This window comes from Rhodococcus sp. IEGM 1408 (assembly GCF_033142235.1).
Taxonomy (GTDB): Bacteria; Actinomycetota; Actinomycetes; order Mycobacteriales; family Mycobacteriaceae; genus Dietzia.
Genome location: NZ_JAWLRW010000002.1, coordinates 446,653 through 468,943 on the forward strand (window position 1 = coordinate 446,653; position 22,291 = coordinate 468,943).

20 protein-coding genes are annotated in these 22,291 nt (G+C 70.4%); 9 read left to right on the top strand and 11 right to left on the bottom strand.

All coding sequences use genetic code 11. The features are described from left to right. Window positions 1-58 precede the first annotated feature (58 nt). On the top strand, window positions 59-3,928 hold the full coding sequence (locus R4P08_RS04900; protein ID WP_317812631.1) for a multifunctional oxoglutarate decarboxylase/oxoglutarate dehydrogenase thiamine pyrophosphate-binding subunit/dihydrolipoyllysine-residue succinyltransferase subunit: 3,870 nt from the start codon (window positions 59-61) through the stop codon (window positions 3,926-3,928). 134 nt (window positions 3,929-4,062) lie between these two features. On the opposite strand, the gene R4P08_RS04905 is transcribed toward R4P08_RS04900, so the two are convergent. Further along, on the bottom strand, window positions 4,063-4,962 hold the full coding sequence (locus R4P08_RS04905; RefSeq protein ID WP_317812632.1) for a glycine betaine ABC transporter substrate-binding protein: 900 nt from the start codon (window positions 4,960-4,962) through the stop codon (window positions 4,063-4,065). 163 nt (window positions 4,963-5,125) lie between these two features. Here R4P08_RS04905 and R4P08_RS04910 point away from each other — a divergent pair, with 163 nt between their 5' ends. Continuing rightward, on the top strand, window positions 5,126-6,199 hold the full coding sequence (locus R4P08_RS04910; RefSeq protein ID WP_411741157.1) for a magnesium and cobalt transport protein CorA: 1,074 nt from the start codon (window positions 5,126-5,128) through the stop codon (window positions 6,197-6,199). On the opposite strand, the gene R4P08_RS04915 is transcribed toward R4P08_RS04910, so the two are convergent. Genes R4P08_RS04915 through R4P08_RS04925 form a run of 3 tightly spaced genes read right to left on the bottom strand, consistent with a single transcriptional unit; the run spans window position 6,200 to window position 8,321 of the window. Further along, window positions 6,200-6,805 (bottom strand): suppressor of fused domain protein, encoded by a 606-nt coding sequence (locus R4P08_RS04915; RefSeq protein ID WP_317812726.1) that lies wholly within the window; start codon window positions 6,803-6,805, stop codon window positions 6,200-6,202. It lies immediately after the preceding gene. Then, on the bottom strand, window positions 6,805-7,311 hold the full coding sequence (locus R4P08_RS04920; RefSeq protein ID WP_317812634.1) for a general stress protein: 507 nt from the start codon (window positions 7,309-7,311) through the stop codon (window positions 6,805-6,807). The genes R4P08_RS04915 and R4P08_RS04920 overlap by 1 nt, the downstream gene beginning before the upstream one ends. Then, window positions 7,308-8,321, bottom strand: a complete 1,014-nt coding sequence (locus R4P08_RS04925) for a CoA ester lyase (RefSeq protein WP_317812635.1) — start codon at window positions 8,319-8,321, stop codon at window positions 7,308-7,310. The genes R4P08_RS04920 and R4P08_RS04925 overlap by 4 nt, the downstream gene beginning before the upstream one ends. A gap of 68 nt (window positions 8,322-8,389) precedes the next feature. Between R4P08_RS04925 and R4P08_RS04930 the strand changes: the two genes are divergently transcribed. From R4P08_RS04930 to R4P08_RS04950, 5 genes are all read left to right on the top strand, one after another. Then, a complete protein-coding gene (locus tag R4P08_RS04930) occupies window positions 8,390-9,703 on the top strand; it encodes a magnesium transporter MgtE N-terminal domain-containing protein (protein WP_317812636.1) in 1,314 nt (437 codons plus the stop codon). Next, on the top strand, window positions 9,700-10,236 hold the full coding sequence (locus R4P08_RS04935; protein WP_411741158.1) for a DUF1003 domain-containing protein: 537 nt from the start codon (window positions 9,700-9,702) through the stop codon (window positions 10,234-10,236). The genes R4P08_RS04930 and R4P08_RS04935 overlap by 4 nt, the downstream gene beginning before the upstream one ends. Before the next feature lie 88 nt (window positions 10,237-10,324). Continuing rightward, the gene (locus tag R4P08_RS04940; RefSeq protein ID WP_317812637.1) at window positions 10,325-11,449 is read left to right on the top strand and encodes a hypothetical protein; all 1,125 of its coding nucleotides are present in this window, start codon (window positions 10,325-10,327) and stop codon (window positions 11,447-11,449) included. A 39-nt stretch (window positions 11,450-11,488) separates the two neighbouring features. Then, a complete protein-coding gene (locus R4P08_RS04945) occupies window positions 11,489-12,628 on the top strand; it encodes an Mrp/NBP35 family ATP-binding protein (RefSeq protein ID WP_317812638.1) in 1,140 nt (379 codons plus the stop codon). A gap of 13 nt (window positions 12,629-12,641) precedes the next feature. After that, the gene (locus R4P08_RS04950; RefSeq protein ID WP_411741159.1) at window positions 12,642-13,211 is read left to right on the top strand and encodes a VanZ family protein; all 570 of its coding nucleotides are present in this window, start codon (window positions 12,642-12,644) and stop codon (window positions 13,209-13,211) included. Window positions 13,212-13,232: 21 nt separating this feature from the next. On the opposite strand, the gene tatB is transcribed toward R4P08_RS04950, so the two are convergent. The 4 genes from tatB to sigE form a co-directional block, all read right to left on the bottom strand. Then, entirely contained in the window at window positions 13,233-13,691 is a 459-nt protein-coding gene (gene tatB, locus R4P08_RS04955) for a Sec-independent protein translocase protein TatB (protein ID WP_317812639.1), read from the bottom strand. A gap of 62 nt (window positions 13,692-13,753) precedes the next feature. Then, window positions 13,754-15,274, bottom strand: a complete 1,521-nt coding sequence (locus R4P08_RS04960; protein WP_317812640.1) for a S1C family serine protease — start codon at window positions 15,272-15,274, stop codon at window positions 13,754-13,756. 10 nt (window positions 15,275-15,284) lie between these two features. After that, window positions 15,285-15,704 carry an anti-sigma factor family protein gene (locus R4P08_RS04965; RefSeq protein ID WP_317812641.1) on the bottom strand — a complete coding sequence of 140 codons (420 nt, stop codon included), beginning with the start codon at window positions 15,702-15,704 and terminating at the stop codon, window positions 15,285-15,287. Between the two features lie 126 nt (window positions 15,705-15,830). After that, window positions 15,831-16,454, bottom strand: a complete 624-nt coding sequence (sigE, locus tag R4P08_RS04970) for an RNA polymerase sigma factor SigE (protein WP_317812642.1) — start codon at window positions 16,452-16,454, stop codon at window positions 15,831-15,833. A 206-nt stretch (window positions 16,455-16,660) separates the two neighbouring features. Here sigE and R4P08_RS04975 point away from each other — a divergent pair, with 206 nt between their 5' ends. Beyond that, window positions 16,661-17,266: a hypothetical protein gene (locus tag R4P08_RS04975; protein ID WP_317812643.1), complete on the top strand. Its 606-nt coding sequence runs from the start codon at window positions 16,661-16,663 to the stop codon at window positions 17,264-17,266. Window positions 17,267-17,306: 40 nt separating this feature from the next. On the opposite strand, the gene glgC is transcribed toward R4P08_RS04975, so the two are convergent. Next, a complete protein-coding gene (glgC, locus tag R4P08_RS04980) occupies window positions 17,307-18,533 on the bottom strand; it encodes a glucose-1-phosphate adenylyltransferase (RefSeq protein WP_317812644.1) in 1,227 nt (408 codons plus the stop codon). A 143-nt stretch (window positions 18,534-18,676) separates the two neighbouring features. Here glgC and glgA point away from each other — a divergent pair, with 143 nt between their 5' ends. Continuing rightward, entirely contained in the window at window positions 18,677-19,843 is a 1,167-nt protein-coding gene (gene glgA / locus R4P08_RS04985; protein ID WP_317812645.1) for a glycogen synthase, read from the top strand. Between the two features lie 48 nt (window positions 19,844-19,891). Here the strand turns inward: glgA and R4P08_RS04990 are convergent, their stop codons facing one another. Both R4P08_RS04990 and R4P08_RS04995 read right to left on the bottom strand, forming a co-directional pair. Further along, window positions 19,892-20,755, bottom strand: coding sequence for a putative RNA methyltransferase (locus tag R4P08_RS04990; RefSeq protein ID WP_317812646.1), 864 nt, complete (start codon window positions 20,753-20,755; stop codon window positions 19,892-19,894). After that, window positions 20,752-22,275, bottom strand: a complete 1,524-nt coding sequence (locus tag R4P08_RS04995; protein WP_317812647.1) for a M17 family metallopeptidase — start codon at window positions 22,273-22,275, stop codon at window positions 20,752-20,754. Before R4P08_RS04995 ends, R4P08_RS04990 begins: the two co-directional genes overlap by 4 nt. Window positions 22,276-22,291 lie beyond the last annotated feature (16 nt).

Consider the following 22,291-nt stretch of genomic DNA (forward strand, 5'->3'; position numbering starts at 1 on the left):
AGCCTGGGTTCATTGACGTGTGAAACCCACCACAGAAAAAGAGAGGCACCACAGCATCGTGAGCAACAACGTCTCACAGTTCGGACAAAATCAGTGGCTCGTGGACGAGATGTACGAGCGCTTTGCCAAGGATCCGTCCTCCGTGGACAAGACCTGGCACGAGTTCTTTGACGCGAACCCCGGGGCCGCCTCCGCCTCTGGTGGGAGCTCGTCCAACGGAACGGCTCCGCGCCGTTCGTCCTCGGACGGGGGTGACAAGAACGGCGACGGCAAGAGCAGCCGAGACAAGCGCAGCGGCGACGATCGCGGTGGCGACAAGGGCCGTGGCGACAACGCCACTCCGGACGCCAACACCCAGAAGACCTCGGAGTTGACCGTCGCGGATTTCACGCCGGAGGCATCGGCCAAGGACGTGGCCGAGAAGCCGGCCTCCGACGCGTCGCCGAAGCGCAAGGCCCGCGGCGAGGGCGTCCCCGCCCCCGTGCGGACGCCCGAGACGCGCAACAAGCCGGACGCGCCCGCCGCCAAGCGGACGACGCGCCCCGACTACGCGCCTCCGGAGGAGGTCGAGAAGAAGGTCCTGCGCGGCGCCGCCAACGCCATCGTCAAGAACATGAACGCCTCGTTGGCATTGCCCACGGCGACGTCCGTCCGCGCGGTGCCGGCCAAGCTGATGATCGACAACCGTGTGGTCATCAACAACCACCTCAAGCGCACGCGCGGCGGCAAGATCTCCTTCACGCACCTCATCGGGTTCGCCATGGTGCAGGCCATCAAGGCCTATCCCAACATGAACAACCACTACGAGGAGATCGACGGCAAGCCGAACGCCGTGACCCCGACCGGGATCAACCTGGGTCTGGCAATCGACATGAAGGTCAAGGCCGGCCGCACCCTCGTCGTGGCGGCCATCAAGGACTGCGAATCGCTGGACTTCCGAGGGTTCCTCGACGCCTACGAGGACATCGTGTCCCGCGCCGGCGCCGGCAAGCTCACGATGGATGACTTCTCGGACGTCTCCATCTCCCTGACCAACCCCGGCGGCATCGGCACCGTGCACTCCGTGCCGCGCCTCACCGTGGGTCAGGGCGCCATCCTCGGTGTCGGCTCCATCGAATACCCGGCCGAGTTCCAGGGCGCGAGCGAGGAACTGCTGGCCAAGAACGCGATCGGCAAGATCACCACGCTCACCTCGACCTACGACCACCGGATCATCCAGGGGGCCGAGTCGGGCGAGTTCCTGCGCGAGATCCACCGCCTCCTGATCGCCGACGAGTTCTACGACGAGATCTTCGACGTCCTGGGCATCCCGTACGAGCCGGTCCGGTGGCGTCAGGACATCACCGACCCGCGCGTGGACAAGGACGCCCGTGTCCTCGAGCTCATCGCGGCCTACCGCGATCGCGGCCACCTCATGGCCGACATCGACCCGCTCGACGGCATGCACGCCATGCGGCGGCGGACCTTCCACCCCGACCTCGACGTCAACTCGCACGAGCTGACGCTGTGGGACCTGGACCGCAAGTTCTCCGTCGGCGGCTTCGTGGGCAAGGACAAGCTGCGCCTGCGCGACGTCCTGTCCGCCCTGCGCGCCGCGTACTGCCGCAAGATCGGTATCGAGTACACCCACATCCTCGAGAACGAACAGCGCCAGTGGATCCAGGAACGGATCGAGGGCGTCGACGACAAGCCGACCGTCGCCGAGCAGAAGTACATCCTGTCCAAGGTCAACGCCGCCGAGGCGTTCGAGACCTTCCTGCAGACCAAGTACGTCGGGCAGAAGCGCTTCTCGCTCGAGGGCGCCGAGTCCGTCATCCCGATGATGGACGCCGTCATCGACGAGGCCGCCGAGTTCGCGCTCGACGAGGTCGTGATCGGCATGCCGCACCGCGGCCGGCTCAACGTCCTGGCCAACATCGTGGGCAAGCCGTACCGCCAAATCTTCACCGAGTTCGAGGGCAACATGGACCCCTCGGCCGCGCACGGATCCGGCGACGTCAAGTACCACCTCGGTGCCGAGGGAATCCAGTACCAGATGTTCGGCGAGAACGAGATCAAGGTCTCGCTCACGGCCAACCCGTCCCACCTCGAGGCCGTCGACCCGGTCCTCGAGGGGATCGTGCGCGCCAAGCAGGACCTCATCGAGGATCCCGAGTGGCGTGCGGAGTACCCGGTCGTCCCGCTCATGCTCCACGGTGACGCGGCGTTCGCGGGCCAGGGGGTCGTGGCGGAAACGCTCAACCTGTCGCTCATCGACGGCTACCGCACCGGTGGCACCATCCACATCGTCGTCAACAACCAGATCGGGTTCACTACCGCGCCCGAGGCGGGCCGGTCGAGCCAGTACTGCACCGACGTCGCCAAGATGGTGGGGGCGCCGATCTTCCACGTCAACGGAGACGACCCGGAGGCCTGCGTCCGCGTGGCGCGCCTGGCCATGGACTTCCGCCAGCAGTTCAAGAAGGACGTCGTCATCGACCTCGTCTGCTACCGCCGCCGGGGCCACAACGAGGCCGACGACCCGTCGATGACGCAGCCGCGGATGTACGAGGCGATCGACCGCAAGAAGAGCGTCCGCGAGTCGTACACCGTGGACCTGGTCGGTCGTGGTGACATCACGGAGAAGGAGGCTGAGAACGCCCTCCGTGACTTCCAGGGTCAGCTCGAGCGGGTCTTCAACGAGGTCCGCGAGCTGGAGAAGCATCCGGTCAAGGCCTCGAAGTCCATCGAGCCGGACCAGCCGCTGCCCAAGCGTCTGGTCACGGCCGTGGACGAGTCGGTCATCCACGCCATCGGCGACGCCTTCGGCAACCTCCCGGACGACTTCCACATCCACCCGCGCGTCAAGCCGGTCTACGAGGCCCGCCAGAAGATGGCCTACAACGGCAACGTCGACTGGGCGTTCGCCGAACTGCTGGCCATCGGTTCGCTGGTGCAGGAGGGCCGCACGGTGCGGTTCACCGGCCAGGACTCCCAGCGCGGCACGTTCACGCAGCGGCATGTGGTGGTGGTCGACAAGACCACCTCCGAGCACTACTCGCCGCTCCAGAACCTCGAGGACGCCCAGGGTCGGTTGGAGGTCTGGAACTCAGCGCTCACCGAGTACGCCGGGGTCGGCTTCGAATACGGCTACTCGGTCGGCGACCCCGAGGCCCTGGTCATCTGGGAGGCGCAGTTCGGCGACTTCGTCAACGGTGCGCAGACCATCATCGACGAGTACATCTCCTCCGGTGAGGCCAAGTGGGGTCAGAAGTCCTCCGTGACCCTGCTGCTGCCGCACGGTCACGAGGGGATGGGGCCGGACCACACGTCCGGCCGGATCGAGCGCTTCCTCCAGCTCTGTGCGGAGGGTTCGATGACCGTCGCCCAGCCCTCGACGCCGGCGAACTACTTCCACCTCATGCGCCGACATGCCACCGACGGCATCAAGCGCCCCCAGGTGGTGTTCTCGCCCAAGTCGATGCTGCGCAACAAGAAGGCCGTGAGCCCGGTCGCGGAGTTCACCAGCGGCAAGTTCCGCTCGGTGATCGACGACCCGACCTTCGCGGACGATTCCAAGGACCCCGAGAAGGTCAGGACCATGCTGTTGGTGTCGGGCAAGCTCTACTACGAGCTCGCCGCACGGCAGGAGAAGGACGGACGCGACGACGTCGCGATCGTGCGGCTGGAGCAGATCCACCCGATCCCGTTCCGTCGCCTGCGCGAGGCCCTCGGGCACTACCCCAACGTCGAGGAGGTCCGCTGGGTCCAGGAAGAGCCGGCCAACCAGGGCGCCTGGAGCTTCCTGGCGCTCAACCTGCCGGAGGTCATGCCGGAGTTCCCGCGGCTCAAGCGGGTCTCACGCCGGGCCATGGCCGCCACCTCGACCGGCCTGAGCAAGGTGCACGCCGTCGAGCAGAAGGCCCTCGTCGACGAGGCTTTCGCGTGACCGCAGCCCCGGGCTAGGAGCTCGCACCGCCCGTACCGGGGGCACCACGGGGGAAGGGCCCGTCCGCCACAGCGCGGACGGGCCCTCACTCGTCTGAAACCAGGGGTCGGACCGGTCAGCAGGGGTCGGACCGGTCAGTACCCGTGCGAGTCGAGCCAGTAGTTGGCCAGGTCCACCGGAGTCGAGGTCCCGAACTCCACGCCCAGCAGCAGTTCCCGTACGTCCTCGGTGGTCAGCTCGCCGCTGACCCGGTTGACCAGCGAGAGCTGGTCCTCCGAGAGTGAGCCCTTCGCGAACACCGGGACGAGGTGCTGGGCGAGGATGGCGTCCTCGTCGTCGTCCAACGGCACCATGTCTTCGGGGGCGAGGACCGGGTCGGACGACTGGACCAGTCCCACCCCGATCTCACCCGCGCGCAGCGCCTCGAACACCGCGCGTGGATCGGACCCGAGCGCCACCCGCCGCCCGAATCCACAGTCGTAGGTCCCCCCCACCGCGGTGGCGAGTTCGCGGTCGGCCAGTGCCTCCTGGCGTGCCCCGAGCGCGAACTCTCCGCACCGCCCGGCCAGGTCCGACATCGTCCGCAGACCGCTCGACTGCGCAGTGTGCCGGGTCACCACGTAGACGGGGGCGTCCTCGGCCGGTGCGGGATCGGCGGCGGTCACACCCTCGGGTAACGCGGCCATCATCGCGGCGTACACCTCGTCCGCCTCGACGACCGTGGAACCCGGATCGAACATCCGGAGCAGTTCGCCCGTGAACCCGATGGTGAAGGTGGCGTCCCCGGCGGTCACGGAGTCCACGACCTCGGCCTGCGTCCCCGACTGCGGTCGATCCGTCACCCGGGAACCCGATCGAAGAAGCGCATTGCTGTAGATGTGGCCGACGATCTCCGCCTCGCCGAAGGAGGCTGTCTCGATCACCACGACCGGATCGGACACGTGGGCGGGGACGATCGACGACTGCGCCTGGCACCCGCTAAGTCCCACGGCGGCCGCCCCGGCGATCGCCAGGGCTCGCACCCCGGCTGGCACCCCGGTCCGCTCTCCCGACCGCCGCATCCGACCACGCCCTCTCTCACCCCGCGCAACCGCCTGCGCGACACCTGACGACCAAGTCTCCCAGCAGAACCGTACCGGCGTCACACCTGGGCCCGTCCCCGGATACTGTCGACCAGACGAGCGAAGGGAGGCGACGGTGCCCAGTATCCGACGACGACGAGCTGAGACAGCCGCGTCCAGCACTCTGCACTCCCGGTTGACCGTCCCCACAGAACGCGCGGTGGTCGACTGCGGCGTCTACGTCGACGGCGTGCGCGAGCCGGGACGGTTCACCCATCAGGCGGCGATCCGACGGGTGCGGGAGACCGGGCGGGGTTTCGTGTGGATAGGCCTCCACGCACCGGACCCGCACCAGATGGAGTCGCTCTCGACGGAGTTCGGGCTGCACGAACTCATCACCGAGGACGCGACCAACGGGCGGCAGCGGCCCAAGCTGGAGGCCTACGACGACTCCCTGGTCCTGAACATGTCGACGGTCAGCTACCTCCCACACGAGTCGATGACCGAGGTCAGCGACATCGTGTCCACCGGTGAGGTCCTGGTGGTCCTGGGCCGGGACTTCGTGGTGACCGTCCGCCACGGCGACTTCACCGGCCTCGCGGGCATCCGCGAGGAACTCGAGCGCGCACCCGAGAGGCTGGTACACGGACCAGCGACGGTCATGCACGCCGTGGCCGACCGCGTGGTGGACAGCTACCTCGAGGTCGCCGAGGGGATGAGCCGGGACGTCGACGAGCTGGAGTCGGTGGTCTTCGCTCCTCGCACCCAGGTCGACATCGAGCTGATCTACTTCCTCAAACGCGAACTGCTCGAACTCAAGCACGACATCGCCCCCCTCGCGCTGCCGCTCCGGCGCCTGTCGGTCGAACATCTGGGGCTGATCCCCCGGGAGATCCGTCACTACTTCCGCGACGTACAGGACCATCACTCGCGTGTGACTGCGGAGGTGACCACTCTCGACGAGAGGATCTCGTCGCTGGTCAGCGCCGCAGTGGCGATCGTCGGGGTCCAGCAGAACATCGACATGCGCCGGATCTCCGCGTGGGTGGCGATCGCCGCGGTTCCCACGATGATCGCCGGCATCTACGGGATGAACTTCGCGCACATGCCCGAGCTCGAGTCCGAGTACGGGTACTTCCTCGTACTGGGGCTCATGGTCACCGTATGCGTGGGCCTGTTCCTGCTCTTCCGGAAGAACCGCTGGCTGTAGTCAGCGGGTCAGTCCCGGGTTCACTGCCCGGCGCGCCGGGTCGGCCACGTCGATGCCCGCCTCGGCCCACGCCTCCTCGAGCTCTGCCGCGCCCTTGAGCCGGACCCAGGCGGCCTCCGTGTGGGTCACCGGAACCGCACGGAACACCTGGACCGGCGCGGCGTCCCCGCCCAGCTCGACATCGGGGATCTCCGGCGCCCTGAGGACCACGGCGGTGAACGCGGCGCCCGGCCACAACGGTTCACCGAGGTCGATGAGCGCCCCCTCCACCAGGACCAACCCCTCTACCGCGGGCGCCGCCGCGAGGACGGCGAGTGCGCGGACGAGCCCGTCCACCCCCTGGCGCAGCACCATCAACAGCTCGGCCCGGGGCGCCGTCGGATCGGGGACCAGCGCGGAGGGGTCGCCCATCGGCTCGGCAGAGCAACCGAGGGAGGCATACCGCACCAGACCGGTCTCGTTCTCCACGAAGCGCAGGACCCGGATCGGCGGAGCGCCGAGGAACGTCACCGACGCCTCCTGCGGCTCCGCACCGAGGTGCGCCACCAGGTGGTCGCGGACAGCACCCAGAACCGACGATGAACCGGACGGGCCACCCGGGAGCATCACTTGAGCCCGAGGCGTGCGAGCTCGTCGCGGACCCGCTCGGCGTTCGCGGGCTCACACAGGATGTCGTAGCGCCCGGCCACCAGCTGCGAGGTGGACGCGAAATCGCGCTTGCCCCGGGTCGCCGCGTAGGAGAGCGAGGCCGAGACCACGCCGAACACTGACCCGCCGATCAGACCGGTGAGGACGACGCCCCACATCGGCTGGGTGAACATGCCCAGGAGCAGGCCCACGAAGAGGCCGAGCCATGCCCCGGTGGCCAGCCCGCCCAGGAGGACCTTGGGCCAGGTCAACCGACCCGTGACCCGCTCCACCTGCATGAGATCCACGCCCACGATGGTGACCTCGTGCACCGGGAGATCCTCGTCGGCGAGGTGATCGACCGCGGCCTGGGCCTGGGCGTAGGTGGGGTAGGACCCGACCACCCAGCCGGTGGGCGGGGTCGGCAATCCGGGCGTCTTACCGCCGCCACGCCGACCCGGGGAGGGGCTGACCGGAGTCGTCATCGGTTCTGTCCTTCTGTAGGCGAGACCTGCATCCCGGCCGCGCGGCCACGGGCGGACACCACGAGTGCCATCTTGCGACTGGCCTCGTCGAGCATCTCGTCCCCGTACATGACGGCGCCGCGGGCCCCGCCCTCCTCGGATGTCGAATGTGCGTACGCGGCGAGGATGCCCTCGGCCTTGTCGAACTCGTCCTGGCGAGGGCTGAACACCTCGTTCCCGGCGTCCACCTGGCCGGGGTGCAGGACCCACTTGCCGTCGAAGCCCAGCGCCGCGGTGCGGCCGGCCGCTCGGCGGAAGCCCTCCTCGTCGCGCACCTTGAGGAACGGTCCGTCGATCGCCTGCAGGCCGTGCGCCCGGGCGGCGACGAGGATGGTCATCAGCACGTGATGGTAGGCGTCGCCGGGGGTGTATCCCTCCGGTTGCTCCCCCACGGTGAGCGTCCGCATGCCGATCGACGCCATAAAGTCCGCCGGACCGAAGACCAGCGTGAGGACGCGTGCGCTCGCGGTCGCGATGTCGTGGATGTTGGTGAGTCCGAGCGCGTCCTCGATCTGCGGCTCGATCCCGATGTGCCCGACCGGCAGCCCCGCCGCCTTCTCCACCTGGGTCAGCACGAGGTCGAGCGCCACGACCTCCGCTCCCGTCCGCACCTTGGGCAACAACAGGGCGTCGACGTGGGCCCCCGCACGGCCGACGACCTCGGTGACGTCCCGGACGGTGTACTCGGTGTCCCAGGCGTTCACCCGGACGACCACCGTCGGCGCCGCGAAACCGCCCGCCGTGAGGGCGTCGACGACGTTGCCACGCGCCTGCTCCTTGGCCGGTCCGGCCACCGCGTCCTCGAGGTCCAGGAACACCTCGTCCACGGGGAGACCGCGCGCCTTGTCGATCATCTTGACGCTGCTGCCGGGAACGGCCAGGACCGTCCGTCGTGGCCGGGTCCGGAGTCCGGCGATCGCTGCTGACGCGGCGTCCGACGGCGCGGTCGCCGTGGGCTGGGCGTGGGTCATCTGCGGGCGCTCCCTCATGTCCGGTGCGGGCGGACACGGTCCGCACCGCGGTGACTAGCCTGGTCCGTATGGCGAACCTCAACAAGGCCTTCGTCGCCAGGCTAGCCGGACTCGCGGTGATCGGCCCTGACGGGGACGACATCGGGCGGATTCGCGACGTCGTGGTGACGATGCGGTCCCGGCACAAACAACCCCGCGTGACCGGACTCGTGGTGGAGCTCCCGACCCGGCGGCGGATCTTCGTCCCCATGCTCCGGGTCGCGTCGATCGAACCGCGCTCCGTCACCCTCATCTCGGGCACCATCAACCTCCACCGGTTCACGTCCCGGCCCGGCGAGAACCCCGTGCTCGGCGCCCTCGTGGACTCGATCATCGACGTCGAGCAGGACCGCGCTGCTCCAGACGGGACGGGGCGCCCGGGGGCGTCGACGCGCTACCAGGTGGTCGACGTGGAGATCGAGCGGCAGCGCACCCGCGACTGGCTGGTCTCCCGACTCGCGGTGCGGGAGCGGCGCGGACGTGGTCCCCTGGGCCGGCGGGGTCCGGTGTCGATCCACCCCTGGAGTCGGATCAGGGGGTTGGACGACGACGCGATCGGCACTCCCGAGCACGGTGCCGAGAGCCTCGTCGAGCGGTACGCCGACCTCCGCCCAGCGGACGTCGCCAACGCGCTCCGCGGACTGCCGGAGGTCAGGCGCCTCGAAGTGGCCCGGACCCTCGACGACGAGCGGCTGGCGGACATCCTCCAGGAGCTCCCCCACGACGAGCAGACAGAGATCGTCACCCGCCTGGAGCTCGAGCGTGCGGCGGACGTCCTCGAGGCGATGGACCCCGACGACGTGGCGGACCTGCTCGGCGAGATGCCGGCCAAGGACGCCGAGTCGTACCTCGAGCGGATGAACCCGGAGGATTCTGCGCCCGTCCGACGCCTTCTGTCATTCGACGCCGACACCGCCGGCGGACTCATGACCCCGGAGCCGATCATCCTGGCACCACAGACGACCGTCGCCGAGGCCCTGGCCCACTGCCGGAACCCCGACCTGAGCCCGGCGCTCGCCAGCCTGGTCTTCGTGGTGCGTCCGCCCACCGCCACCCCGACCGGCAAGTACCTGGGGTGCGTGCACATCCAGGCACTCCTGCGGGAGTTGCCGTCGACGATGGTCGCCGAGACCGTGGACACCAGTCTGTCCACGCTGCGCCCCACGGACTCGGTGGACTCCGTCACCCGCTTCTTCGCCACCTATAACCTCGTGTGCGGGCCGGTGGTCGACGACGAGGGGCACCTCCTCGGCGCGGTCGCGGTCGATGACCTCCTCGACCACCTCCTCCCCGAGGACTGGCGCGACATGGACCTACACGACGACAGGGAGGCGCGACCGTGACCGATCCCGGCATGCGCTCGTCGCTCTCGACCCCCCTCATCTCGCGTCGGCCCCGGTTCAACTTCGACGCCGACGCCGTGGGTCGGTACAGCGAGGCGATCGCCCGCTTCTTCGGCACCGGCACGTACCTGTTGATCCAGACGGTCATCGTGATCATCTGGATCATCATCAACGTGGCGGTGGTCGCCCTGCGCTTCGATCCGTATCCCTTCATCCTGCTCAACCTGGCGTTCTCCACCCAGGCCGCCTACGCCGCTCCGCTCATCCTGCTCGCGCAGAACCGTCAGGAGGACCGGGACAAGGACTCCGTCCAGGAGGACCGGTTGCGTGCCACCCAGACCAAGGCGGACACGGAGTTCCTCGCCCGCGAACTGGCGTCCGTCCGGCTCTCCGTGGGCGAGAACGTCACCAGGGACTACCTCCGCCGGGAACTCGAGGACCTGCGGGGTTCGGTCGAACGGATCGAGACGCTGCTCGTCGGCCTGGACGGTGACCGCGGTAACACCTTCCGCCGCAAAACCGATTCAGACTGAGATGGCCGCGGGTAGCGTCGCGGGGTACGGCAGCGACGTCGTGGGACACCCCGCCGCCGACTCATTCTTGAATCTGTAGGGGGAGATCTTGCGCCTTTTCGCGCGCGACACCGATCGCCGGGTACTGACCAGTGCTGCCGTGACCGCCAGTGCGATCGCCGTTCTCACCGCCGTGGGACTGTCGGTGGACACCTCCCGGCCCACCGGGGCACCCGACATCAACCAGGTCGCGGAGACCTCCTCCCCCGCCCCGACGGTGACCGGTACCCCCACGACCGAGGCCTCGTCGGAGACGCCACCGCCGCCCGCGACGCAGGACCCCGGTGCCGCGCACATCGAGCCGGCGACCATCCCGGACGGCCCCCTGGGGATCCCCGGGATCGCGCTCGACGCCTATCACCGGGCCACCGACCGGTTGACCGCCCAGAAGCCCGCGTGCGAGATGGACTGGACCGTCCTCGCGGGAATCGGTCAGGTCGAGTCGAACCAGGGCCGCGGCCTGTTCGACGTGCACGGCAACACCGTCGGCCGCATCCTCGGCCCGCGTCTCGACGGTTCCCTGCCCGGCACCGCCGTCATCACGGACACCGACGGCGGCCGGTTCGACGGGGACGCGGAGTTCGACCGTGCGGTCGGCCCCGTGCAGTTCATCCCGTCCACCTGGGCGCTGCTGGGACGCGACGGCAACGACGACGACGTCGCCGATCCCAACAACATCTACGACGGCGCGCTCGCCGCCGCCACGCTGCTGTGCGACCAGGGCGGGTCGATGGGCGATCCGGCAGCCCGCACGAGGGCGATCCTGGCCTACAACAATTCGCTCGCGTACGTGGCCAACGTCAATGCCTGGGCCCATGGTTACGCGGTCGACGCCTACCCGCTGCCGGCGGACCTGCCGGAGATCCACCGGCCCGAGCCGACCGTCGAGCCACCGGAGAGCTGCCCCGAGGGCTGGGAGGGCGAACCCACCGCAGCACCCGCGTCCGCTGTGCCCGGGGAACCCGCTCCCCCGGTCCCCGGGTGCACCGAGGTGCCGCCGCCGCCGACGCCCCCGGCCCCGCCGACCCCCGCGCCGTCGCCGACGCCGACGCCCGGGGACGCCGCGGTCCACCAGGTGCCCGCAGCCCCCGCTCCGGTCGCTCCCGGTCCGCTCGTCCTCCCGGTGTTCGAACTCCCCTGTATCCCGCCGTTCTGCGTACCGCCCCCGGCCTGAATCCGCCGCCCGCCGGGTGACGCCTAGACTCGGTTCATCATGAGTGCACCCAGTGAAGAATTGATCCGCGCTGCTCTGGCCAAGGTCGACGATCCGGAGATCCGCAAGCCGCTCACCGAGCTCGGCATGGTCAAGGGAGTCGACATCGACGCCGCGACCGGCCGCGTCAACGTGGGCATCTATCTGACCGTCGCCACGTGCCCGATGCGGGACACGATCACCGACCGCGTCCGCTCCGCGGTGTCCGACGTCCCCGGGGTGGGTGAGGTCGCCGTCGAACTCGACGTGATGGACGATGCGCAACGCACGGAGCTGCGCAAGAGCCTGCGGGGCGACTCGGCCGAGCCCGTCATCCCGTTCGCTCAGCCCGGGAACCTAACCCGGGTGTACGCGGTCGCCTCGGGCAAGGGTGGCGTGGGCAAGTCCACCGCCACGGTCAACCTCGCCGTGTCGCTGGCGTCGCGCGGCCTGTCCGTGGGCGTCCTCGACGCGGACATCTACGGGCACTCCATCCCGCGGATGCTCGGGACCGACGCCCGACCCACCCAGGTCGAGCAGATGATCCTCCCACCGGTCGCGCATGACGTGAAGGTCATCTCGATCGCGCAGTTCACCAAGGGCAACACCCCGGTGGTGTGGCGCGGCCCCATGCTGCACCGCGCACTCCAGCAGTTCCTCGCCGACGTGTACTGGGGCGACCTCGACGTCCTGCTCATGGATCTGCCGCCCGGGACCGGCGACGTCGCCATCTCCATCGCCCAGCTCATCCCGTCGGCGGAGATCCTCGTGGTGACCACTCCCCAGCAGGCCGCCGCCGAGGTGGCCGAGCGGGCCGGTTCGATCGCCCTGCAGACCCGTCAGCGGATCGCGGGGGTCATCGAGAACATGTCGTGGCTCGAGCTCCCCGACGGCACCCGGATGGACGTCTTCGGCACCGGCGGCGGCGCCGAGGTCGCGGCGAACCTCTCGCGCTCGGTGGGTGCTCCGGTGCGGCTACTCGGCCAGGTGCCGCTCGAGCAGGCGGTCCGGGAGCACGGCGACGACGGAACCCCGATCGTGCTCGCGGCGCCGGATTCGCCGTCCGGCCGGGCGTTCCGCGAGATCGCGGACGGTCTCGCCGTGCGGCCGCGCGGCCTGGCGGGCATGAACCTCGGGATCGACACGACGCGCCACCTGTGATCACCGGCCACTGGTGACTCCACGGGGTAGAGGTTGGGCGCTGCTCGCGCTGCTCGGGTACGGCGCCGTGATGATCGCGCTGACCATGCTCAAGGCGTTCTTCGTGATTGGGATGCTGTGGCGACCCGAGGCCCAGCGCGGGCGCGCGGTGGAGTTGGTACCGTTCGCGCAGTTCCGGTCCGCACAGTCCTGGTTCGGTCCGCTGTTCGACGCCCTCGGCAATCTGGCCTTCTTCGTGCCCCTCGGAGTGCTTCTCTACCTCTTGCTGGAACGTCGGAGTCGGCCGGTCCTCGTCGTCGTCGCCTCGGGAGCGGTGACGAGCGCCTCGGTGGAGGTACTGCAGTACGTCTTCGCGCTCGGACATTCGGACGTCACCGACGTCCTGTTCAACACCACCGGCGCCCTGCTCGGCGCCTGGCTCGCCAGGCTGGGTGGCCGCGGGCTCTACCCGGTCTGGATCGGGCTCGCGCTCGCGCTGAGCGTCGTGTTCGCGGTCCTGGCGATCCTGGGACCCCGGCTGGGCGACCCGGGCGAGGTGGTCGAGCTCGGGGTAGCCGGGCCGGCCCGGGGAGCCCGGGGATGAGCGCGTCCCCGGACACCACACCTAGGTGGCGTCGGTGTCCCAGACCGGGCCGCCGGCGCCGCCCGTCGTCGACGCGGGGGCGGGGGCGGATGCGGGGCCGGGCGCGGCGGCCGGCCCGGCCGCGTGCGGTCGCGGGCCGGTGGACGGCGTTCCGGTGACCGCGGCCCCGCCCACCGGTGCGGCGGCGCCGAAGTCTCCCGAGAACAGGGAGTCGTCACCGTCGAGGAGGTGCTTGGTCACCATCGCGCGGGGGCTCAGGCCCCGGAGGTCGTTGAGCTGCTTGAGCGGCTCCCGGAACTCGTCGAAGTCCGCGCCGTAGTCATCGCGGAGCTGCTGTTGGGCGGACCCCGCGAAGTCCTTGACCTTGCGGATCGCGGACGCCAGCCAGCGGGCGGCCTCGGGTAGTCGCTCGGGTCCCAGGACCACCAGCGCGATCACACCGAGCACCAGGATCTCGGACCAACCCACGTTAGTGAACATCGCTGTCGAGGATACGTCGTCGTGGACCCGGGCGGGCCCACGCCCCGGTGGGGGTCCCTACGTCACCCCAGCGTGGGCCGGACGGTCAGGTCGATCTGTGCACCGTTGCGGATGACCTCGACCGGTACGTCCGCGTCCGCGCCCGCTCGTCGGACGGCCACGATGAGCTCGTCGGAGGACCGCACGCGGCGCTCCCCGACCTGCGTCACGACGTCGCCCTCGCGGAGCCCGGCAGCCTGCGCGGGAGACCCCTCGCGAACGTTGACGAGCTCGGCGCCCTCGACGTTGCCGTTGTCGGCTTTGCGGGCGTTCACGCCGATGGTGGCGTGTCTCACCGAGCCCTCGGTCATGAGCGAGGTGGCGATGGCGCGCACGTCGTTGACGGGGATCGCGAACCCCAGCCCGATCGAACCGCCGGACTGGGTGAAGATCGAGGTGTTGATCCCGATGACCGCCCCGCTGGCATCGATGAGCGGGCCGCCCGAGTTGCCGGGGTTGATGGCCGCGTCCGTCTGGATCGCGTCGATCACCACGTCGCCGTCGGAGGTCGACTCGCCCAGGGCGATCGGCCGCCCGGTGGCTGACACGATGCCCTCGGTGACCGTCCGGGCGAGGCCCAGCGGCGAGCCGATGGCCACGACCCGCTCCCCCACCTCCACCCGATCGGAGTCGCCGAGGGTCGCCACGGTCAGGTTCGCGACGTCCTCGACCTTGAGTACCGCGAGGTCGGTGGCCGGGTCACGGCCCACCAGTTCGGCCGAGACCCTGGAGCCGTCGGGGAACACCACGTCGATGTCCGCGCGGTCGGCGGCGCCGTCCATGGTGACGACGTGGTTGTTGGTGACGATGTAGCCCTTCGGGTCGATCACGATGCCCGAACCCTCGCCCCGCGCCGACGGCGTCGAGACCCGGATGTTGACCACCGCGGGCTGGACCCGCCGGGCGACCTCCCCGACCGGGTTGTCGGGCCGGATCACGTCCTCGGGGGCGTCCGCGATCCGGACCGTCGACGTGGTGAGCACGTGAGCCGTATCCGCCACGACCGCGCCGATGCCCCCGCCGACCAGGGCGACGACGGCGACGGCAGCGGCCGCCGCGGCCAGTGCCCGCCTGCTCAGCCGCCGCTCGAACAGCACCTCGGAGAGCGAGAGCCTGCTCGCGGCCGGCACGCCCGCACCGGAGAGGTCCTCGGGCGGGGTTTCGGAGGTCGGGGACACCGCGGGCGCCCCGAAGCCCACCGGGGCGTAGGGGTCACGCCAGGGGTCCGGCGGCGGGGGCGGCGGCAACTCGGCCTCGTCCTGCCACGACGGGTGTCGTTCGATACCGTGCTCGGCGCCCGGCGACGGGCCGAACGCCTGGGCCAGCGCGGGGTCGGGATCACCGGGGGTCAGCGAGGGGGCGGCATCATCCGACCCGGTGCGGTGCCGGGGATCGAGCCCGCCGGAGACCCCGTCCGGACGGGAGAACCGGGCCGCTGCGGAACTGTCGACGACAGGCCGGTGGATCGGCGCCGGCTCGCGGAGGGGCCGATCCGGTTCTCCCGCCCGCTCGGCCGGTCTCGACACGTCAATCTGGTCCTCCACCCGGCCCACCCTAATGGCCGAGCCCGCGCAGTCGGCGCAGGAGCCTCGACCACGGGGATCCGGTACCGGACCGTGGTGCCTGCGCGCGCTCCGGTACGAACCCGTCCCCGAGGAGGCTGAGTCGCTCCCGGAGGTCCCCCGGCATGTGGATGGGCCCGGAGCCGCGGAGGGCGCGGCGGGCGTCGCGCTGGTCGGACACCTCGCGCCGACATTGCGGACAACGCTCGAGGTGTGCGTCCGCGCGGACCTGCCCCGCAGCCGGGAGGCGGCCGTCGACGAAGGCGGCCGCGGCCTCCGTGGAGAGGTGGTCGGTGGAGAGGAAACGGTGCTCGACGCGGGGCGGAGGCGTCCGTTCGGCCACCGTCCGGGCCGCGAGGTGTGACAGCCGGTACTCGGGCATGAACCCGTCCCCGGAGTGATCTCGGTTCACCCGCACACCTCCTCGCCGTATCCACCCGCCGGGCGGCGCCATCCCCGTCCTGGTGGACAACGCGCGAACAGCGCCGGTGGTTCCCGTGACCGCGCCCTGAACAACTCCGGCGATCCACCCCAGGGGTCAGTAGACGCTGCTGTGCACCCCGGTCACGCCCGCTGACTCGAGTTCGGCGCGCAGCGCGGAGCGTCCACGGTGGATGCGGCTGCGGACCGTCCCCATCTTGACCCCGAGGATCCTCCCGACCTCCTCGTAACTGAGATCTTCGATGTCGCACAGGACCACAGCCGCGCGGAACTCCGGCGAGAGGTTGGCCAGAGCGGTCTGCAGGATCGGGTCGAACGTCTCCTCCGACAGCACCTGCTCCGGGCTGCGCTCCCGACCGGGGACCCGCTCGGCGTCCTCGGGGAGAGCCTCGAAGCGGATACGCGACCGGCGGCGCGCCATGTCCAGGAAGAGGTTGGTGACGATGCGGTGCATCCACCCCTCGAACGTGCCCGGCTTGTACTTGTCCAGGGACCGGAACACCCGGATGAACGCCTCCTGGGTGATGTCCTCGGCGTCGTGTGCGTTGCCGCAGAGCCGGAAGGCGAGTCGGTAGACCCTGTCCCCGTGCTGGGTGACGAGCTGCGACCAGGAGGGCATATCGGCGGCGTCGCCACTGGAGTCGAACCGTGCGGTTCCCACGACCTCGCCGTCATCGCTCCCGGGAACGGCTCTCGAACCGTGCACAGTCTGCGAGTACATGCGCTGCCGCCGCCTTCCGGCGCGGATTCTCGAGACGTTGCCCGCGCAGTGCTTACCGTCGCTCCCTCGTGGAGCGCTGTGACACACCTTGCCCCATCGGGCTGTCCTCACGGTATACCCGTACTGAGATCCCCCTGAGAGTCTCATACCGATCCGATCACCGCGCGTTGGTCGCATGCGCGCACATACGACGATACGCTGCTCGGGTGTCCGAATCGCCTGACGTCCCCGCCACCGACCGTTCCGGGCTCGACCTCGCCCGCCGCAGCGCGGGCCTGGTCGACGACTCCCTCTATGCATCCGCCCGAGCGGAAGCGGCCGAACTGGGGGCCGCCTCCCCGGATGCGCTGACCGCTGAGTCGATCCGCCTGGTCGCCAGCCTCACCGGCGCCCGCGCGGCGGTGTGTATCTCCCCCGCCCCCGGCGTCCCCGCGCTGGCGATCCTCGCGGCGGCCGGACCCGGGTCGGGCGCAGTGGTCACCTGCATCACCGACGATCCCCATCACCTGGAGGCCGCCCGTTCCGCGCTGCGCGCGGCCGGCCACCCGTCGTCCTCGGCACGGTATATTGCCGCGCGACCGCTCGAGGTCGCCGACAAACTCGCCGACGGCGCCTACGACCTGCTGGTGGCCGACGTGCCCGACCACTCGGTCTCCCGAGTGGTCTCCCGGGCCCACCACCTGCTCCGCTCCGGCGGCGCACTGGTCCTGATCGGGGAGCACGCGCCTCTGCCCGAAGACGCGGACCTGCCCGACCACGCGCATGTCACAGTCCTGCCGGTGGGCGCCGGGCTCACCATCGTCACCCTCTGAGCCGCCCGGGGCCCGAACCAGGTCTGTCGGACGGCGCTGGTCAGCCGGGCAGGGACGTGACGGAGTTCTTTGCCACGCTCACCACTCCGCCCGCGCTGATGGGGAACCGTTGGCGATCCCGCTCGTGGTCCACGCCGATCACATCGCCGGCGCCGACGTGGCTGTTCTTGTCGACGATCGCCTTGCGCACCACCGCACCCCGGCCGATCCGCACGCCGGGCATCAGGACGCTGCCCTCGACCACCGCGCCGTCCTCGACGACCACGTTGTTGAACAACACCGAGTTGCGGACGGTCGCCGCCGAGATGATAGTCCCGGCCCCGACCATGGACTCCTGGGACATTCCGCCGCGGACGAACTTGGCGGGTGGCAGGTTGTCCTGCTGGGTCCGGATGGGCCACAGGTTGTTGTACAGGTTGAAGACCGGGTGTACGGAGATCAGGTCCACGTGCGCGTCGTAGAACGCGTCGATGGTCCCCACGTCCCGCCAGTACCCGCGGTCGCGCTCCGTCTCCCCCGGAACGTTGTTCCTGGCGAAGTCGTAGACGTAGGCACTCTCCTTCTCCACCAGTGCAGGGATGATGTCCCCGCCCATGTCGTGGGTAGAGTCCGGCTTCTCCGCGTCCGCCTTGAGCGCCTCGATGAGAGCGTCGGTCCTGAAGATGTAGTTGCCCATCGAGGCGAACGTCGCGTCCGGGTCGTCGGGCGTCCCGGGCGGGTCGGAGGGCTTCTCGACCCAGTCGCGGATCAGGTCGTCCTCACCCGCGTCGATGCAACCGAAGGCGAACGCCTCGCTGCGCGGGACGCGGATCCCGGCCACCGTGACCGCGGCGCCCGTCTCGATGTGGTGGTCCAGCATCTGCCGCGGGTCCATCCGGTACACATGGTCGGCACCGAAGACGACGATGTGGTCCGGCTTCTCGTCGTAGACCAGGTTCAGCGACTGCAGGATGGCGTCGGCCGAGCCCGTGTACCAGCGGGGCCCGAGACGCTGCTGCGCCGGGACGGGGGTGATGTACTCGCCGCCCATCCCGCTCATGTGCCACACCTGGGAGATGTGCCGATCGAGGGAGTGCGACTTGTACTGCGTGAGCACGCAGATCCGGTGGAACCCGGCGTTGACCAGGTTGCTCAGGACGAAGTCGATGAGCCGATACGACCCCCCGAACGGCACCGCGGGTTTGGCGCGGTCCGCCGTCAGCGGGAAGAGGCGCTTGCCTTCGCCACCGGCGAGAACGATTGCTAGGACGTGCGGCTGTTTCCTCACCCCCCCACCGTAACGACTTCCGGGGGATCGATGCCGGTCATCGCGGGCTTTGCCCCCGCCCGGCGTGGTTCGCCACCTCGCGGTCGGGTGGTGTTCACCCGCTCCGCCTCCGCCGACACCGTCCGGGGACTAGGTTGACTCGTGTGCGAGTAGCGATGATGACGAGGGAATACCCGCCGGAGGTCTACGGCGGGGCGGGGGTCCATGTGACCGAACTGGTGGCCACCCTGCGGCCGCTGTGCGAGGTCGATGTCCTGTGCATGGGCGCCGACCGGGATACCGCCCGGGCGTTCCGACCGGATCCGGAACTGGGCGCGGATGCGAACCCCGCGATCCAGACCCTGTCGGCCGGCCTGCGCATGTGCGTGGCGGCGGAGGGAGCGGACATCGTCCACTCCCACACCTGGTACACGGGTCTGGCCGGTCACCTGGCCGGGCAGCTCCACGGGATCCCCCACGTGGTGTCCGCGCACTCCCTCGAGCCCAGCCGACCCTGGAAGGCCGAGCAGCTCGGGGGCGGTTACCGCGTCTCCTCGTGGTCCGAGCGCAACGCCTTCGCAAACGCCGACGCCGTGGTCGCGGTGAGTGCGCGGATGAAGGACGAGATCCTGCGCGTCTATCCGGAGATCGACCCGGCGAGGATCCACGTGATCCTCAACGGTGTCGACACCGCGGTGTGGTCGCCGGTCGAGCCGTTCGGCGGCGAGGACTCGGTGCTCCGCCGGCACGGGGTCGACCCGGAACGGCCGATCGTGGCCTTTGTCGGCCGCATCACCCGGCAGAAGGGCGTGCCCCACCTGGTGCGCGCCGCCCGCGACTTCCACCCCGACGCCCAGCTCGTGCTGTGCGCCGGCGCCCCCGACACCCCGGAGATCGCCGCCGAGATGGAGGGCCTGGTCGCCGAGCTCCAGGCCACCCGCGACGGCGTCTTCTGGCTCCGCGACATGCTGCCGCGCGAGGAGGTCATCGAGATCCTCTCCGCCGCCACGGTCTTCGCCTGCCCGTCGGTGTACGAGCCCCTGGGCATCGTCAACCTCGAGGCCATGGCGTGCCACACCGCCGTGGTGGCCTCCGACGTCGGGGGGATTCCGGAGGTCGTCGTCGACGGCGAGACGGGCACCCTCGTCCACTACGACGAATCCGCGACCGACGCGTTCGAGGCCGGGATCGCGGCCGCCGTCAACGACCTGGTGGCCGATCCGGAGAAGGCCGCCCGTTTCGCCTCCGCGGGTCAGGAGCGGGCCCGGACGCGGTTCTCTTGGGAGAAGATCGCGGAGCAGACCCACGCCATGTACGCCTCACTGCTGTAGAGATCACTGCTGTAGAGCTCACTGCAGGAGAGCTTACTGCTGTAGAGCTCACTGCTGCAGAGACCGGCGGTAGGACCGCACCTCCACGTGCACGCGCACCGGCCGTGGCTCGCTGCCGATATCCTGCTCCACCCGGGCCCGGTCGAGGTGCACGCCGCTGGGGCCCATGAGCGCGAGATCCACCGCGACCGCCGCCGCAACGGGGGCGGTCGCATCGACCACCCGGACCGGGCCGGGCTCGAACGCCCCCGCCAGGTCCGCCGCCAGTTTCTCGGCCTTGTCCGCCGCCGGGGTGAGCATCCCGGATTCGGTCCGGAGTGGCTCGAGATGACCCGGCCCCGGGATCGCGACGACGAGGGTCCCGCCCGGCCGCAGTACGCGGGCGAACTCGGCGGGGTTCCTGGGGGCAAAGACCACCTGGACGAGGTCGACGCACCCGTCCGTCAGGGGCAGCCCGTCCCACGTGTCCACCACGAGCGCCGCGACGTGCGGGTTCACGCGGGCCAGTCGCCGGGCCGCCGCCACGGAGATCTCTGTTCCGATTCCGGAGACGTCGACGAGGTCGCCCGCGACGCGGTCGAGGTAGAACCCGGTTCCGGCGCCGGCGTCGAGGACTACCGGGCGAGGCCTGTCTAGGAGCGCGTCCCGGGCCGCAGCAGCCAGGGCGTCGGCCACCGCGTCGAACAACCCTGACCCGAGGACCCGCTCCCGGGCGGCGACCTGCTCGGCGGAATCCCCCGGGAACCGGCGACCCCGGGCCCCCAGCAGCGTCAGGTAACCGTGCCGTGCACGGTCGAACGAGTGACCCCGTCCGCACCGCACACCGGACTCGCCGGACTCCACCCCAGACCCGCAGAGGGGACAGCGCAGCAGTGGGACGACCCGCTCCAGGGCGGCCGGCGCGGCTCTCACGCCCGTGGCCGGTCCACGAGCCCCCGGAGCAATCCCAGCAGGGTGCGCGTGGCGAATCCGGTGGCCACCGGGCCGACCTCGTCGATCTCCTCGGGAGACCGGGCGGGGCCGGCGATGTCGAGGTGCGCCCACGGGCGGCCGTCGACAAACCCCTCGAGGAAGAGCGCCGCGGTGATGGCGCCCGGCCCCTTGGGTGCCTGACGGCGGTCCGCGATGGTGGAACTGACCGCGCCACGCAGATTGTCGGGCAGGGGCAGCCGCCACCACCTCTCCCCCGCCCCGGCGCCCGCTTGCGACACCCGGTCGGCGAGGTCGTCGTCGGTCGCCATGACCGCGCCGGTGCGCATCCCCAGGGCGACCTTCATCGCCCCGGTGAGGGTGGCGACGTCCACCACGACGTCGGGGTCGCACTCGGCGATCCCGTGGGCCAGCGCGTCGGCCAGGACCATCCGGCCCTCGGCGTCGGTGTTGGTGACCTCCGAGGTCGTGCCGCCGACGTGGGTGACCACGTCACCGGGCCGGTAGGCGGACCCGGAGAGCATGTTCTCCGCCGACGGGACCACGACCGTCAGGTCGAGCCCGGCGTACCCGTCCCGGTCATCGGCGCAGAACGCCGCCGCCGCGGCGACCACGGCGGCAGAACCCCCCATGTCCGTGCGCATGAGGTGCATCCCCTCGGCCGGCTTGACCGAGATCCCGCCGGTGTCGAACGTGATGCCCTTGCCCACCAGGAGCACGCGCGGGCCCGTCCCGGGGCGGCGCGCCACCAGGACGCGAGGTGCGGCTGCACTGCCGCCGCCGACCGCGAGCACCCCGCCGAAGCCCGACTCCTCCAGCTCCTCCCCCTCGATCACGTGGGCCTGCATGCCCGCCGCGGTCAGCGCCTCGGACATCCGCGACACCAGCCACTCCGGGGTCTTGAGATCCGCGGGTGCGCCCGCGAGGTCGCGGGCCAGGGCCGTGGCGCGGGCGGCATCCACGGCCGCTGCGACGGCGGCGGAGACGACGGCCTCGTCGTCGTCGCGACTCTCGGACCCACCGTCGGCCCCGGGCGACACCTCCACGACCAGGTCGGGCGCCACCGGTTCCGGCCGTGCGGCAAAGACGTCCTGGCCCCGCGCACCGAGCAGGTACCCCAGGACGAGGTCACCCACCCGCCCGACCGGGACCTGCCCGGGCACGGACACCACGAGCTCATCGGCGTGCCGCGCGTCCCTCAGGTGGCGGGCCACCGCGGCACCGGCCCGGCGGTAGCCGATTCCCACGTCCACCGCGCCCGCCCAGCCCGGACGGGGCGCAGTCGCGTCGACCTCTACCTCGACCACCGAACGGCCGCCCCGGGTGCTGGCCCGCGCCTCGACGGCGTGTCCCCGCGGTGCCCTACCGGGTTCCGGGGATCGGGTGACCAGGAACGACCCGGCGGCAGGGGCGTGGCCAGGAGGCGTGGTGTGGTCGGAGGTCGTGGTGCGGCCGGAGGCGACACGGACGCCGGGGAGCGGGCGCGAGGGTATCTCGGACATCGGGAGAGCCTTCCGT